The sequence below is a fragment of the Occallatibacter sp. genome (genome assembly GCF_049582745.1).
Classification (GTDB): domain Bacteria; phylum Acidobacteriota; class Terriglobia; order Terriglobales; family Acidobacteriaceae; genus Telmatobacter.
Window position 1 is genome coordinate 1 of sequence record NZ_JBAUUO010000073.1, and the last position, 14468, is coordinate 14468.

A 14468-nucleotide genomic window follows, 5' to 3' on the forward strand; every position below is an offset into this window, starting at 1 on the left:
GTTCCTTGATGAAACGCGCCATCCAACTCGAGCACAGAGCCAGCAGCAGCCGGAGCAAGCACGAAGGAGAATCCTCGCTTGGCCTATGCGACAGGCTCGACCGGACTCGCGATAACAGTCAGAGGCAGCTCCCGACGGATCATGATTATGCGGTTCCGACCCGCGAATATCAGACTGATCAATCGTCGCTCAAACCTGCCCAGGCTGCTGCTCGCTCTGTCCTCGGGGAGAAGCAAAAACAGCGACAACAACAAAAACAAACCCATCGACTCCGCAGGGTTGACAGGGTCACTCCATATCAGCCCAAATCGCTCATTGAGGTATTCAAGACGATCAGTCTGTCCGGCAAGTGGCCGTAAAACGGCTTGCCGGACACGTGCAGAAACCTTTGGCGGATTTGCCGTTATGGTGTCGGAGCAATTGTCTGGAACTCGGCCGACAATTGCGCCGAACCATCTCAAGCATCCATCAGCAGAGCTTCGACCTTCATGGCGGCTGTGTCTTGCATATGAGGGAGTACGTGCGAGTAGACCTCAAGGGCGAATGCCACCGAGGCGTGCCAAGTTGCTCGCTCACAATCTTTGGCGATACCCCCGCGGAAGCGAGGGCACCCGATTTCAGCTTCTGATTGTGAAATCTAGCTGCACCCACTAGTCGAGCCGCAACTCATGCAGCGGTAGCAACTGCCGTTGCGCACCATGATGGCGCCGCAGGTTGAGCAGCTCGGTGCATCGCCCATCTCGTACATGCTGCGCATCGCCTCCGACGCATGGAACAGCCCGCGATCCTGCAACGTCGGCCCGTGACTTGCTGAGATTGAGGCTGTGCTCGCTGCCTGAGCCCCCGGCGGAATGCTGCCGCCCGGCGCGGAGGTGCTGCCCATCCCTCTGTCTCTTTCTCTGAGGCGCGACATTTCCTCGGCCAGCCTGGCGAGCTGCTTGTGGGTTGCGGAATCTTCCTCCGCATCGACGTCCGGCAGAATCGTCGGCGACTCGGGCAGCGGTGCAGCCTGCGGAGAGAGCCCCGCGAACAGCGTCAACTGCTCACCCGAGAGGAAGCGCAGGTTCAGCCAGCGGAAGATGTAATCCATCAGACTCTTCGCGTAGCCGATCTGCTCGTTGCCCGTCCAGCCCGAAGGCTCAAAGCGCGTGTGCGCAAACTTCTCGCACAGCACGCGCAGCGGAACACCGTGCTGCAGCGCGAGGGAAATCGATGTCGCAAACGCGTCCATCAAGCCGGAAACGGTCGAGCCTTCCTTAGCCATCTTAATGAAGATCTCGCCCGGCTGGCCGGTGGGATAGAGACCCACCGTGATGTAGCCCTCGTGGCCGGCAATCGAAAATTTGTGGGTGATGGAGGCGCGCTCCGCCTGCAGGCGATGACGCACCGCGCGCGGCGGCCCGTTCAGATCCTGCGGAATGGGCGCTTCTTCCAACCCAAGTGCAGCGGTCATCTGCGGCACCGAGGTTGCCCGGGCGATCTCTTCGAGAGCGCGCTGGAATGCATTCGCAGCCGAGACCACCGACTTCGCTGTCACTTCCAGCTTCTCGCTGATCTTGGCTTCGAGTGTCTTCATGTCTGCCTCCGCCGCAGGTTGCCCGGCGGCAAGTTGAGCCATCACGCGCTGCCCTGCAGCTTCCGCCGCGGAGGGCTCCTTCTTCGCATCCATGCTGGTGTTCAACGGCTGCACGCCCTTTGACCCATCGCGATAAATCGCTACGGCCTTGATGCCCTGCCGCCAGCTTTCCGCGTAGGCCTCGGCGACTTCTTCTACCGTTGCTTCATGCGGCAGGTTCACTGTCTTTGAGATCGCGCCCGACAGGAACGGCTGCGTTGCGGCCATCATCTTGATATGGCCCATGTATTGAATCGAGCGCGTGCCCTTGGCCGGCTTGAAGCTGCAATCGAACACGGCGAGGTGTTCTGGCTTGACACCCGGCGCACCTTCAATCGTACCGGTGGCGTCGATGTAGCTGACAATGGCGTCAACCTGGTCGTTGTTGTAGCCGAGCTTGAACAGCGCGGCCGGAACCGTGTTGTTGACGATCTTGATCATGCCGCCGCCCACCAGCTTCTTGTACTTCACCAGCGCCAGGTCTGGCTCGATGCCCGTGGTGTCGCAATCCATCATGAAGCCGATGGTGCCTGTGGGCGCCAGCACCGTGGTCTGCGAATTGCGATAGCCATAGCGCTCGCCATAGGAGAGAGCCATGTCCCAGCACTCGCGGCTTGAGTCAATGAGCGCCTCAAGCTGCGGAACCATGAAGGGCTCGCCGCTGGTACGCGACTTGCCAATGTTGTTCACTTCGGCGCGATGCATGCGGATCACGTTGAGGAACGGCTCCCGGTTCACATAGAAGCCGGGGCATGCTCCGCCCTGGCGTTCTACGCTTGCCGTGAGCGGTGTGGCCGACTTGAGCGCGGGACAATTTGCCGCCAGCACGGCCGACTGCAGATAGGCCTGTCCGCACATGATTGCGGTGAGCGCCGCAGCCAGATCGCGTCCGGCCGCCGAGTCATACGGCAAGCCGAACGACATCAGTACCGCGCCGAGGTTCGCATAGCCCAGGCCCAGCGGGCGGTAGTCGTGCGAGTTGCGCGCGATCTTCTCGGTCGGATATCCGGAGTTGTCGACCAGGATTTCCATGGCCGTAATGACCACCGAAATCGCATGCCGATATTCGGGAATGTTGAACGTGCCCGACGGCGAGATGAACTTCATCAGATTGAAGCTCGCCAGGTTGCAGGCCGAGTTATCGAGGAACATGTATTCACTGCATGGATTCGACGCATTGATGCGCGCCGTGTTCTTCGACGTGTGCCACTTGTTGATGGTGGTGTCGAACTGCAGGCCTGGATCGCCGCACAGCCACGTGGCCTCAGCAATCTTGCGCATAATTTCGCGCGCCTTGTGGCTATGAACCGGCGTTCCTTCCTTGACACTCCTGGTCGTGTATTCCCCGTCGTTCTCATAGGCACGCATGAACTCATCGGTCACGCGAACGGAGTTGTTGGCGTTCTGGAAGAAGATCGACGAGAAGGCCTCGGAATCCGGACCCGATCCGTCATAACCGTTGCGGATTAAGGTGTGCGCCTTCTGCTCTTCCTTCGCTTTGCACTCAATGAAGTCGATGATGTCGGGATGCTCGACGTTCAGGATCGCCATCTTGGCCGCACGGCGCGTTTTGCCGCCGCTCTTGATGACGCCGGCAAACGCATCGAGCCCGCGCATGAAGCTCAGCGGACCGCTGGCCGTTCCGCCGCCCGTGACGCCTTCGTGGCTCGAACGCAGCGAGCTGAAGTTTGTGCCGGTGCCCGAGCCGTACTTGAACAGGAGCGCCTCGGTCCGCGCCAGGTCCATGATGCCTTCCATCGAGTCTTCGACGGAGTTGATGAAGCAAGCCGAGCACTGCGGATTCTTGTAGCCCGTGGCCGCGTGCACCACGCCGCCCGTCATCGGGTCCCAATGCCAGTTCTGCCCGGCCGCAAATGGCTCCAGCCGGTCGCAGCCCACGTTGAACCACACCGGCGAGTTGAACGCCACCTTCTGCGTCAGCAGCATGTGCGCCAGCTCGTCGTGGAAGGCGGCTGCGTCGTTGTCGCTGGCGAAGTAGCCGCCCGCAATACCCCAGTCGCGCACCGTCTCGGCCACGCGCGACACCAGCTGCCGCACGCCTGTCTCGCGCTCGGGCGAGCCGATCGCTCCATGCAGATACTTCGAGGCCACAATGTTGGTCGCGGTCATCGACCAGTCGGCAGGCACTTCCACATCCTTCTGTTCGAAGATGGTGTTGCCCCGGCTGTCGAAGATCAGGGCCGTGCGATGCTCCCACTGGACTTCGTCGTAGGGGGACTTCCCCTCGGTTGAAAAACGGCGGGAAAATGTCAGGCCACCCTGGCTATAGGGAGCTTGCAGGGCTGGTGCGGTTGTTTGAAGGTTGGCCTCGTTCATGTTGTTCCTCTCCATCGGCGAATTCTTTAAATACCTGTCCCTTGGTCTTAACGCAGCCAAAATTGGGGGGTTAAGTCGTGCAGCGAACGGAAAAACGGGGGCCTTTTCAGTACCTCGGGTTTTTCTGCTTTTGCGCTCTGCAACGGGCCCAAAGGTTACAGTCTGTTTACAGTCGCAGTTGCAAAAATAACGCTGTCTATGGTGGCTGTCAACCGCAAACCACAACATCTTGTATTTCGATGTCGAATCGGGCATCCGGTTGCCAAATACGGCCAATCAGGCTGTGGAAAGCTCGAAAAGGCTTGCAAGAGGCGGCTTTTCGAGACACAAATTGCCCAGAATTCAGTGCAGACGCGGTCTCCAAGGCTGCGACCGTTCTGAAATACAAGCCTAGTCCGCGTTTTCGGCAGGTACAAGGGCCGATACAGGGCATTTGAACCCGTTTTGCTGTGCGAAATCGCTCGAAATGTGGAGAATGCGGACGTTACTCTTCTGGCACGTACCGAAGAGCGGATTTCGATGGCTGATAGCCTGAACCCGTGAGCGAAACCCCGCAGGAACTGTCCAGTTGGAAGCCGGCGCCACTTCCCCGTCGCGAACCCATTTCCGGACGGCACGTATTGCTTGAGCCATTGGACGCAGAACTGCACACTGCCGACCTCTGGCAGGCCGTACAAGGCCACGACGAGGTCTGGGACTACCTGGCAGATGGTCCGTACGCCAGCGAGGCGGAATTGCGCCGCGCGCTTGAAGAAAAGCAGGCGTCCTCCAGCGCGGTCTTTTTCGCAATTTTGACTGAACCGAATGGTCGCGTCGAAGGCTATGCCAGCTACATGCGCATGGACCCCGCCAACGGCGTTATCGAAGTCGGGAACATCCTTATGGCGCCCTCGCTGCAGAAGACCACGGCCGCCACGGAAGCCATGTACCTGATGGCGCGCCACGTCTTCGAGGACCTCGGCTACCGCCGCTATGAGTGGAAGTGCAACGCGAACAACGCGCCCTCGCGCCGCGCTGCCCTGCGCTATGGATTCATCTTCGAGGGCATCTTCCGCCAGCACATGATTGTGAAAGGCCAGAACCGCGACACGGCGTGGTTTTCGATGCTTGATTCGGAATGGCCCGCTCGTAAAGCTGCTTTCGATGCGTGGCTCGATCCCGCGAATTTCGATGCCGCCGGCAAGCAGCTTAAGAGCCTCGTGCAACTATCCGGTTGCACATCGTAGCTTCTCACTGATCCACGCAACAACTTGACTTGCCGCTTCATTGCGCAAAGAAAACGCCGCCCCATCTCCGGGCGGCGTCTTCATCAATTCAACGACAGCTAAATTACTGCTTGGACTCGATCCTCATGCCATAGAACGATTTGTGCACGAAGAATACCGACACCAGGAAGAACGCGACTGCCAGTACATGTGTGAGCATCGGGTTGTTCCCACTCAGCGTCACTGCCAGTTCGACAGCAAGCAATCCGAACAACGTCGTGAACTTGATAATTGGATTCATTGCCACCGACGAGGTGTCTTTGAACGGATCGCCGACAGTGTCTCCAATAACAGTTGCATCGTGCAAAGGCGTGCCTTTCTGTTTCATGTCGACCTCTACGATTTTCTTGGCATTATCCCAGGCGCCGCCGGCATTGGCCATGAAGATGGCCTCATACAGACCGAAGATCGCAATCGAGAACAGGTAGCCGATGAACAGGAACGGCTCCATAAACGCGAATGCAAGCGTCGAGAAGAAGACCGCGAGAAAGATATTGAACATACCCTTCTGCGCATACTTCGTGCAGATCTCAACCACCTTCTTACTGTCACTGACCGACGCTTTTTCCGCGCCTTCCAGGTGGATGTTTGCCTTGATGAACTCAACCGCACGGTAAGCGCCGGTGGAGACCGCCTGTGTGGAAGCGCCCGCGAACCAGAAGATCACGGCTCCGCCGCAGATCAGCCCCAGCATGAAGGGCGCGTGCAGCAGCGAGAGTTTATTGACGTTGTCTGTCAGTCCGTGGGTCAGAGCCATGATGATCGAGAAGGTCATCGTTGTTGCGCCCACCACGGCTGTTCCGATGAGCACCGGCTTCGCCGTTGCCTTGAACGTATTGCCGGCTCCATCGTTGGCTTCGAGCAGGTGTTTGCAGCGCTCGAACCTCGCGTCGATGTTGAAATCCTTCTTCAACTCAGCCTGGATATTGGGAACATCTTCGATCAGCGACAGCTCATAGACGGACTGCGCATTGTCGGTAACCGGGCCATAAGAATCGACGGCGATGGTGACCGGGCCCATACCGAGGAAGCCGAAAGCCACGAGGCCAAAGGCGAAGACGGCTGGAGCCAGCATCATGCCCGCCGGATTATTCTGCAGATCCGGTATGCCCATGCTGAAGTAATAGCCGAGTCCCATGAGTGCGACCATGCTGAGCCCAAGCCAGTAGGCCGAAAAATTGCCGGCCACAAATCCCGACAAAATCCCGAGAGAAGCTCCGCCTTCCTGAGCCGATTTGACCACTTCCTTGACGTGAGTGGATTTGGTTGACGTGAAGACCTTGACCAATTCTGGTATGAGAGCGCCGGCCAGGGTTCCGCACGAAATGATCGAAGCCAGCTTCCACCAGAGTGTTCCGTCACCCAGGGTGGGGAGCATGAGATACGAGACGATGTACGTGAGGATGATGGAGATGATCGACGTGATCCATACCAGCGACGTTAGAGGCGTCTCGAAGTCCATTTCGTCGGCATCTTTGTATTTCGCGCTGGAGATGGCGGTATTGAGGAAGTACGCGCCGGCGCTCGAAAGCAGCATTCCCACGCGCATCACGAAGATCCATACCAGAAGTTGCGCCTGGATGCTGGGATCCTTGACGGCCAGCAGGATGAAGGTAATCAGGGCCACGCCGGTGACGCCGTAGGTTTCAAAGCCATCGGCGCTGGGTCCGACGGAGTCGCCCGCGTTGTCACCTGTACAGTCGGCGATGACACCGGGGTTGCGTGCATCGTCTTCCTTGATCTTGAATACGATCTTCATCAGGTCGGCGCCGATGTCGGCGATCTTGGTGAAGATGCCGCCGGCAATACGCAGAGCCGCGGCACCAAGGCTTTCGCCGATGGCGAAGCCGATGAAGCATGGACCGGCATAATCGCGCGGAATGAACAACAGAATGAACAGCATGATGAGCAGTTCAACCGAGATCAGCAACATGCCGATGCTCATGCCGGCCTTCAGCGGAATGGCCATGATCGGATACGGCTTGCCGCGCAATCCGGCAAACGCGGTGCGTGAGTTCGCAAAAGTGTTGACGCGGATTCCGAACCACGCCACGCCGTAGCTGCCCGCGATGCCCACGAGCGAAAAGAGCAGGATGATGGGCAAGGTAACCGCGATAGATTTTCCGGGTACCGGCGCGAGCCATCCAAAGTACATCGAAATGATGACCGCGATGAAGATCCAGAGCAGCATAATGAACTTGCCCTGCGTGATCAAATAGGTTTTGCAGGTTTCGTAAATCAGTTCTGAGATTTCGAGCATGCTGCGATGGACTGGTGCGTTCTTCAACTGGACAAAGATGGCGAGGCCGAACAACAGGCCGCCGACGCAGAAGAGCAACCCAAGCATCAGAAGGGCATGTCCGTTCATGCCGAAGAATTGCACCTTTGTTAGATCCGGCAGAACCAGGTTGGCTTCTGCTCCGCCCGCATGCTCCGGCTGGGCAAATGCGACTGTGGGAAGCAGCAGAGCCAGAAGGGCCATCGCGGTCTTGTATCGCCGCATCAAGAAGGCTTCGGCGCCTTGCTTGAGGGAGCCGGCGATTTTCTGCATATCCGGCGTTCCAATGTCCGCGCCGCTGGCCCGGTGAGCCAGGAAAAATGCCGCGATCGGTGAAAGAACACTTACGGTCAGAAAGAAGTAGACCCAGTCTTGTGCTGTCACAAGTCCTCCAATGTGAATTTTTGATTGCCGTTGTGCAGGCAGTCCGAAGATCGCGACCCAACGATCTGCGGAACACTGCCCTCGCGGAAAAATAGCACGCCGCAAGAGTCCCGGCTCAAAGTCACCCGGAAGCCTATCATCCGTGCCAAACACTGTCGAGTGATTGCAGTCACAAGCATCCGATGGGCAAAGTTTCCGGCAAAACCGCCCTGTTTGAGCCGGTTTGGATCTAACACTTGTAGATACCGCGGGCAGCAGTCTATCAATACTGCATGAGCTCGTCTACCCTATTGACTCCTCGCCAGGCGGCCGAAAAACTCGGTATCAGCTACCCCGCTCTCAAGCACTGGATCCTGGCCGGCCGTATCCAGACGATCAAGACGCCGGGCGGCCACCACCGCATCCCAGTCAGTGCTCTTCAGGAGTTCCTGCCCACCGGTTCCGCCCACCTCGGCGCCTCGCGCATCAGCGGCCGCAACCAGCTTGTCGGATCCCTCGTTGAAGTCAAGATCGACGGCCTGCTGGCCAAGGTCGTGCTCGCCATCGGCGACCAGCGCATCACCGCCATCATCACCGCCGACGCCGTCCGCGAACTGGAATTGAAGCCCGGCGAACAAGCCATTGCCCTCATCAAAGCCACCGAAGTGATGATCGGCAGACCCTAAAGACAGGGACAACGGAACAGGGACCAAGGGAACAAGAATCAGCTACTCAATCGGGATCAGAATTTTGTCGTCGGGCAGCGGTTGCTGCAGGTTGTTGCCATTGATCAGCCTCACCTGCGCATCGGGCAGCGGATGCAGCTTGAAAAGCACCAGCACGTTGCGCTCAGGATCATCGAAGGCTCGGAATTCCGCCACTTGCTCCAGCGAGTAATGTGTGTGAATGTCTTCGAGCGTGCCGGGGTCGATGTCGTTCCACGTGGCCCACCAGCCGGGCTTGTACACAGCCAGCTTTGTCCCCAGGTCAGGAAATCTCTTGGTACGCATGCTGAAGTCATCGCACAACGTCTGGATGTGGGTGATAAGCGTGATCTCGTCTCCGCTGATCGACACCAGCAGGCGGTTTCCGTTCGGATGCTGATCGATATACGACGTGAGCTGGCGCGCGGCAGTCACAAATGTGTATTCGGGATGCGTTGCGAAGCTTAGCGTTTGCGCGCCGTTTACTGCGACGGCAATTGCCGTCACTGCGGCCGCACCCCATCCCAACCAGCGCAGCAGGCCCGCTTGCAAAACCAGCGCCTCCGTAGCCATTGCGACGATCAGAAAGCAGAACACCGCGACGACCGCAAAATAGCGCGGCTGCGGATGATTCTGGTAGGTCATGAAGACGATGTAGCCGCCCGCCGCCAGAATGCACGCACCGAAGACCGGATCAATCAGCAAATCGGTTCCCCACCTCGTCCGCTCGCTGAACACCGTGGCCGCTACCAGCGATGCCGCCATTAACGCTGCTGCCAAGGGAATCAGAATGTGGTCGACCCAGATCGTTGCGTGGAACGACCACCAGAAACTGAGCAGCGGCCAGTAGAACTCCCTGGGCTTCACATAGTTGTTGACGAACAGGAGATACCGATAATCGCCGAGGTACCCAAGCGCGGCCACCAGGGCCATCCACACGCCGAAGGTCGCTGCAAACGCCACGGTGGCGGCGGCAGCGCAGCGCAATGCGCACTGGTGAAACCAGGAGCGGAGGCTCGAACGGCTTGTATCCGACGATGCTTCGCCGCGATCCCAGAACGCCGCAAACAGTGCCCATCCAATCGCCGGCGCTAAAAAAATCGCTGTCGTCTTGGTCAACATCATCAGCGTGAACAACACGCCGACCACAACCGACATGGCCACCGGTCTCCTCATGCGCGGGAGCCTTATCGTCAAATTCAGCGCCAACAGCAAAAGCGTTGTCAGGAGCGGCTCGAGGATCGCCAGCCGGCTGAAGCAGTAAAGAAACGGGCTGGTCACCATCAACGTCAGCGCCAGCAGCGCCATCCATTTTGGCCCGCGCGGCCGAAGCAGCGTGTAGCTCAGCACCAGGTTGGCAAAGAAGAGCGCGACGGCCAGCCCGCGCGCCGCCTCAACAGTGACGCCGGTAAAGAAAAACAGGATCCATTCAAGAAACGGCCACAACGGAACCGCAGGCGCGGGATTGAAATCCCCCGGAACATACCAGTGGCCGAACAGGTGCGCGCGAATGGCGGCATTCCCGTACCAGCCTTCATCGGTGTACTTGGCCCAGTCGATATGCCACGGCGTGTGGTTCGGAAAATCGGCGGCAAGATTCAACGCATACATCACCGCAAAAATGCCGATGAAAACCACCCACATCGCGTAGATCCAGCGTTTTGACACGATCGCCAACAGATCTCACTCCGCTGCTGCAGAAGATCTCTCTCGCTCAGTTGCCGGGAATGTATCAAAGTGTAGCGCGTGAGAAAAAATGATCTTCCATCACGTAGGATGCGTCTCCGCAGTGTTGAAGCGTCCCAAGGACACGCTGCCTCGAAATTCTATTCATATGCCAGCGCGTCGATTGGATCCTTGCGCGCCGCCATCCATGCTGGGTAGAGAGCCCCGAAGATTGCGCCGGCAAACGCGATCAGCGTGCCCCAACCGATCCACGCGCCAGTGAGCTCGAACGCGAATGTGGAGAACTTCACATGGAGCAGCGCCCGCACTCCGTAGGTGGCGGCAATGCCCAGCAGAACACCCGCAACGGCCAGCAGAGCCGTTTCGCGAAGAACGACGCTCACAATGGTTGCCTTGGACGATCCCAGCGACTTGAGAATGCCGATTTCGCGCGTGCGTTCCAGCACCGCGGTATACATGGATTGGAAGATCACGAGGAAGCCAACGACGACGGCGATGGAAATAACCACTTCCAGAGCAATGTCAAACCCTGGAAAACGCGAAGGAGTGTATTGCGAAACCAGGTCCTCCATGGTCTGCACCCTGTAGTTTGCCAGTCCCTTGGTGTTGTGAATTTCCTGCATGACCAGGTCATCGTTTGCCGGGCTATCGGTCTTCAGATAAATCAATGAGGCTTTTCCTTCTGAGCCAATCAAACTGCCAAGCGTATCGATCGGTACCATCCTGCGGCCGCCCTTGCCGTTCTCCACAATGCCGCAGACGCGAAATTCATGGTTCTTGATCCTCATCGTGTCGCCAACGTGATAACCCTTGCCCGACCGTGCGTAAATATCATCAATGATCACGTCATCCGGAGTCTGAAACGGCCCGCCCGCCACGAATCTAAACGGTCTCAGCGCGTCGTAGCTTTTAAAGTCGATTCCATACATGATTTCGACCGCGCTCGACATGTTGAAATCCGCGATCACTGGCGAAGCTACTGTGACATGAGGCAGCGTGGCGAGGAACTTGGCATTTATGATCGGAATCGGCGCTCCGCCAACCCCGGCGACCATGGCGGCGTTGGAAGGCATCACCACCACATCCGCCCCAATTCCATTCATGCGCTCCTTCTGGCTGTCCAGCATGCCCATAAAGATGGCGACGATCGACAGAATCATGACGACCTCAATCGCCACGGCTGTAACACTGATCAGCGAGCGCAGCGGACGATGCAACAGGTTGGCGATGACGAGCTTGTTCATGAGGGCGGAACGGCTCCAGAAGGAACGCGCTAAGGGTTCGCGGCCTTTCTCCTAGGGTATCAGCCGCCTTCCCTCATTTTCGCCGGGCTGTCCGGCTGCGGGGCCCGCCAATATTCCGAAAAGTGGCAGTGCGGCCGTTTTGCACAGTATCGAGTGACGCGACTCACTTTTCGCCCCTCTAGCTCGATGATAAGAAAGGGTGATAAAGTTGTTCCAATCGTGCAATGCCATAAGTAACTTGCCTGTGGAAATTCCCCGGGCTATGATGTCGGGACTGGTTACCAAATGAGTACTTTTGGGGAAGAGCTTCGGACGCAGCGGATTTCGCGCGGTATCGCGCTCGAGCAGATCACTGCCGTCACAAAAATCAGCCAGCGCCACCTGGTTGCGCTGGAGCAGGATCGCTATCAGCAACTGCCCGGTGGCATCCTCAGCAAAGGCATTGTGCGCGGATACGTCGGCGCCCTCGGCCTCGATACCCGCGACTGGACTGACCGCTTCCTCAAAGCTACCTATGAAAAAGGCGCGCCCATCGACCCGGCAGCGGACGGATGGGCCACCTTTGCCTCCAACGTCGGCAAAGAGCGTATGGAGCGCCGCGAATCCTTGGAGCAGCGTCTCCGCTGGCTGGGCGCCGTCGCACTAGTCGCAGTGGTCACGGTTCTCGGATTCCTCACTGTGCGCTATTTCGGCGTCCGCGCCGGCTGGTGGAGCTCGGTCATCCCCCTCCCGCAAAAAGCCGACGCCGTCATCGCCCACCTGGCCTCGTGGATTCGACGCTAGCCAGGTCAACAAGACAATTCCCCGACAGTCTTTTCTATCTCAAACACCGGATCGCGTCGAAGGGTAATTCGCGTCCATCCATTGACCCCCCACGATCACCCGTTGACTACCCTGTACTCCCCGTTCGCTGTGACCCTTTGCCCTCCGGCCTTCCTCCAATTACCATAGAGAGATGCGCCGGTGTGGCCCTCGGTCTGCCGAAGCGCGTTGTCTTCCGCTGCCGTTGCATTCATCGCAATTGCACGGCCTTCATCGAGCTTCTTCAGCCGTTGCGGCAGACAATCACCTTGAATCCCTTCAATGGGGAGGAATGCAAAGTTGAGCGATCGTTTTTTGTTTACCTCTGAATCGGTCACGGAAGGTCATCCCGACAAAATTGCCGACCAGGTTTCCGATGCCATCCTGGACGCGTGTCTCGAGCAGGACCCCTACAGCCGCGTGGCAGCCGAGACGCTGACCGCTACCGGCCTCGTGGTCATCGCGGGTGAAATCACCACCAAGGCCTACGTTGACTTCCAGAGCCTCGTCCGCGGCGTCGTCGCCTCCATCGGCTATGACAACGCGCTCTACGGATTCGACTCCAACACTTGCGCCGTGATCTCGTCGATCAACAAGCAGTCGGGCGACATTGCACAGGGCGTTGACACGGGCGGCGCCGGCGATCAGGGCATGATGTTCGGCTATGCCGTCAACGAGACCCCGGAGCTGATGCCTGCCGCCATCGCCATGGCTCACAAGCTTACCCGCCAGCTCAGCCTCGTCCGCAAGAACGGCAAGCTGCCCTACCTGCGCCCCGATGGCAAGAGCCAGGTCACGGTGGAGTACGACGAGAATGGCAAGCCCGCTCGCATCGACGCCGTCGTCATCTCCAGCCAGCACGCTGAGCACATCGGCAACGACGAACTCCACGCCGACGTTCTCAAGCACGTCATCCAGGCTGTGCTTCCCGCCAAGTGGCTCGACGAGCACACCAAGTACCACATCAATCCGACTGGGCGCTTCGTTATCGGCGGACCCATGGGCGACACCGGCCTCACCGGCCGCAAGATCATCGTCGATACCTACGGAGGCGCGGGCCGTCACGGCGGCGGCGCCTTTAGCGGCAAAGACCCGACCAAGGTCGACCGCAGTGCCGCGTATGTCGCCCGTTACATCGCCAAGAACATCGTGGCCGCAGGTCTCGCTGACAAGGCTGAAGTTCAGCTCGCCTACGCCATCGGCGTCGCCGATCCAGTCAGCGTACGCATTGACACCTTCGGCACCGGCAAAGTCGGCGAAGCCCGACTGACGGAACTCGTCCGCAAGAACTTCTCGCTCACGCCCAAAGGCATCATCGAGAGCCTCAACCTGCGCCGCCCGATCTATCAGAAGACGGCAGCCTACGGGCACTTCGGCCGCACCGAGCCTGAGTTCACCTGGGAAGCGACCGACAAGGCCGCAACCTTGGCCGAACAGGCTGGCGTCGCGGTGGCGGCGAAGTAAAACAATCGGTTAATCAAGACCATGGGATCCCTGAGAGGGATCCCATTTTCTATCTGTAGACTTCTTCGCATCCGGTCCCGCGGAATTCATTTTTTTTATCAACAACCGCGCAGGCCGGGGTTTCCTCGTTTTTCCGGAAGGTGTAGGCTCACTTGGGTACGTGAGAAAACCGGAGGTTCCCCATGGCAAAGTCCGTGCACCCCATTCCTGACGGATATCACTCCGTTACGCCTTATTTGATCATCGGCAAAGGCAGGGCAGGCCAAGCGATCGATTTCTATACCCGCGCCTTCAACGCCAAGCAAGTCATGCGAATGCCCAATCCGGAAGGCGGCATTGCTCATGCCGAAATCCAACTCGGCGACTCGAGAATCATGCTGGCGGACGAAGCGCCCAAGATTGACGCTTACGGCCCGGATCACTTCAAGGGCTCGCCAATCACCCTGATGGTCTACGTGCCCGATGTGGATGCCACTACCAAACAAGCCGCCGCTGCCGGCGCAACGATCGTGCGGCCGATCGCCGACCAGTTCTATGGCGACCGAACTGCCGGTCTCAAGGATCCATTTGGCCATGTGTGGTATCTCGCCACGCACATCCGCGACGTCTCCAAGGAGGAGATGGAGCAATACATGCACGCAACAGCCTAAAGCAAGAAGAAGCAGTGACAGCGAAGGGGCTCCGACAAGGAGCCCCTTCGCATTTGCAAAT

Annotated in this window: 9 protein-coding genes; 5 read left to right on the plus strand and 4 right to left on the minus strand. The window is 58.5% G+C overall.

The window, feature by feature from the left end; all coding sequences use genetic code 11:
- Positions 1–637: 637 nt before the first annotated feature.
- Entirely contained in the window at positions 638–3952 is a 3315-nt protein-coding gene (locus tag WCA10_RS11805) for a vitamin B12-dependent ribonucleotide reductase (RefSeq protein WP_472822725.1), read from the minus strand.
- Positions 3953–4491: 539 nt separating this feature from the next.
- Here WCA10_RS11805 and WCA10_RS11810 point away from each other — a divergent pair.
- The gene (locus WCA10_RS11810) at positions 4492–5178 is read left to right on the plus strand and encodes a GNAT family N-acetyltransferase (RefSeq protein ID WP_472822726.1); all 687 of its coding nucleotides are present in this window, start codon (positions 4492–4494) and stop codon (positions 5176–5178) included.
- A gap of 103 nt (positions 5179–5281) precedes the next feature.
- Here the strand turns inward: WCA10_RS11810 and WCA10_RS11815 are convergent, their stop codons facing one another.
- Positions 5282–7879, minus strand: coding sequence for a sodium-translocating pyrophosphatase (locus tag WCA10_RS11815; RefSeq protein WP_472822727.1), 2598 nt, complete (start codon positions 7877–7879; stop codon positions 5282–5284).
- 272 nt (positions 7880–8151) lie between these two features.
- On the opposite strand from WCA10_RS11815, the gene WCA10_RS11820 reads away from it, so the two are divergent.
- Entirely contained in the window at positions 8152–8544 is a 393-nt protein-coding gene (locus WCA10_RS11820) for a TOBE domain-containing protein (protein ID WP_472822728.1), read from the plus strand.
- A 42-nt stretch (positions 8545–8586) separates the two neighbouring features.
- On the opposite strand, the gene WCA10_RS11825 is transcribed toward WCA10_RS11820, so the two are convergent.
- Together WCA10_RS11825 and WCA10_RS11830 are read right to left on the minus strand one after the other, a co-directional pair.
- Positions 8587–10230, minus strand: coding sequence for an ArnT family glycosyltransferase (locus tag WCA10_RS11825; RefSeq protein WP_472822748.1), 1644 nt, complete (start codon positions 10228–10230; stop codon positions 8587–8589).
- A gap of 158 nt (positions 10231–10388) precedes the next feature.
- On the minus strand, positions 10389–11492 hold the full coding sequence (locus WCA10_RS11830; protein WP_472822729.1) for an ABC transporter permease: 1104 nt from the start codon (positions 11490–11492) through the stop codon (positions 10389–10391).
- Between the two features lie 285 nt (positions 11493–11777).
- Here WCA10_RS11830 and WCA10_RS11835 point away from each other — a divergent pair, with 285 nt between their 5' ends.
- From WCA10_RS11835 to WCA10_RS11845, 3 genes are all read left to right on the plus strand, one after another.
- A complete protein-coding gene (locus WCA10_RS11835; RefSeq protein ID WP_472822730.1) occupies positions 11778–12275 on the plus strand; it encodes a helix-turn-helix domain-containing protein in 498 nt (165 codons plus the stop codon).
- A gap of 318 nt (positions 12276–12593) precedes the next feature.
- On the plus strand, positions 12594–13757 hold the full coding sequence (gene metK / locus WCA10_RS11840; RefSeq protein WP_472822731.1) for a methionine adenosyltransferase: 1164 nt from the start codon (positions 12594–12596) through the stop codon (positions 13755–13757).
- A gap of 182 nt (positions 13758–13939) precedes the next feature.
- A complete protein-coding gene (locus WCA10_RS11845; RefSeq protein ID WP_472822732.1) occupies positions 13940–14407 on the plus strand; it encodes a VOC family protein in 468 nt (155 codons plus the stop codon).
- Positions 14408–14468 lie beyond the last annotated feature (61 nt).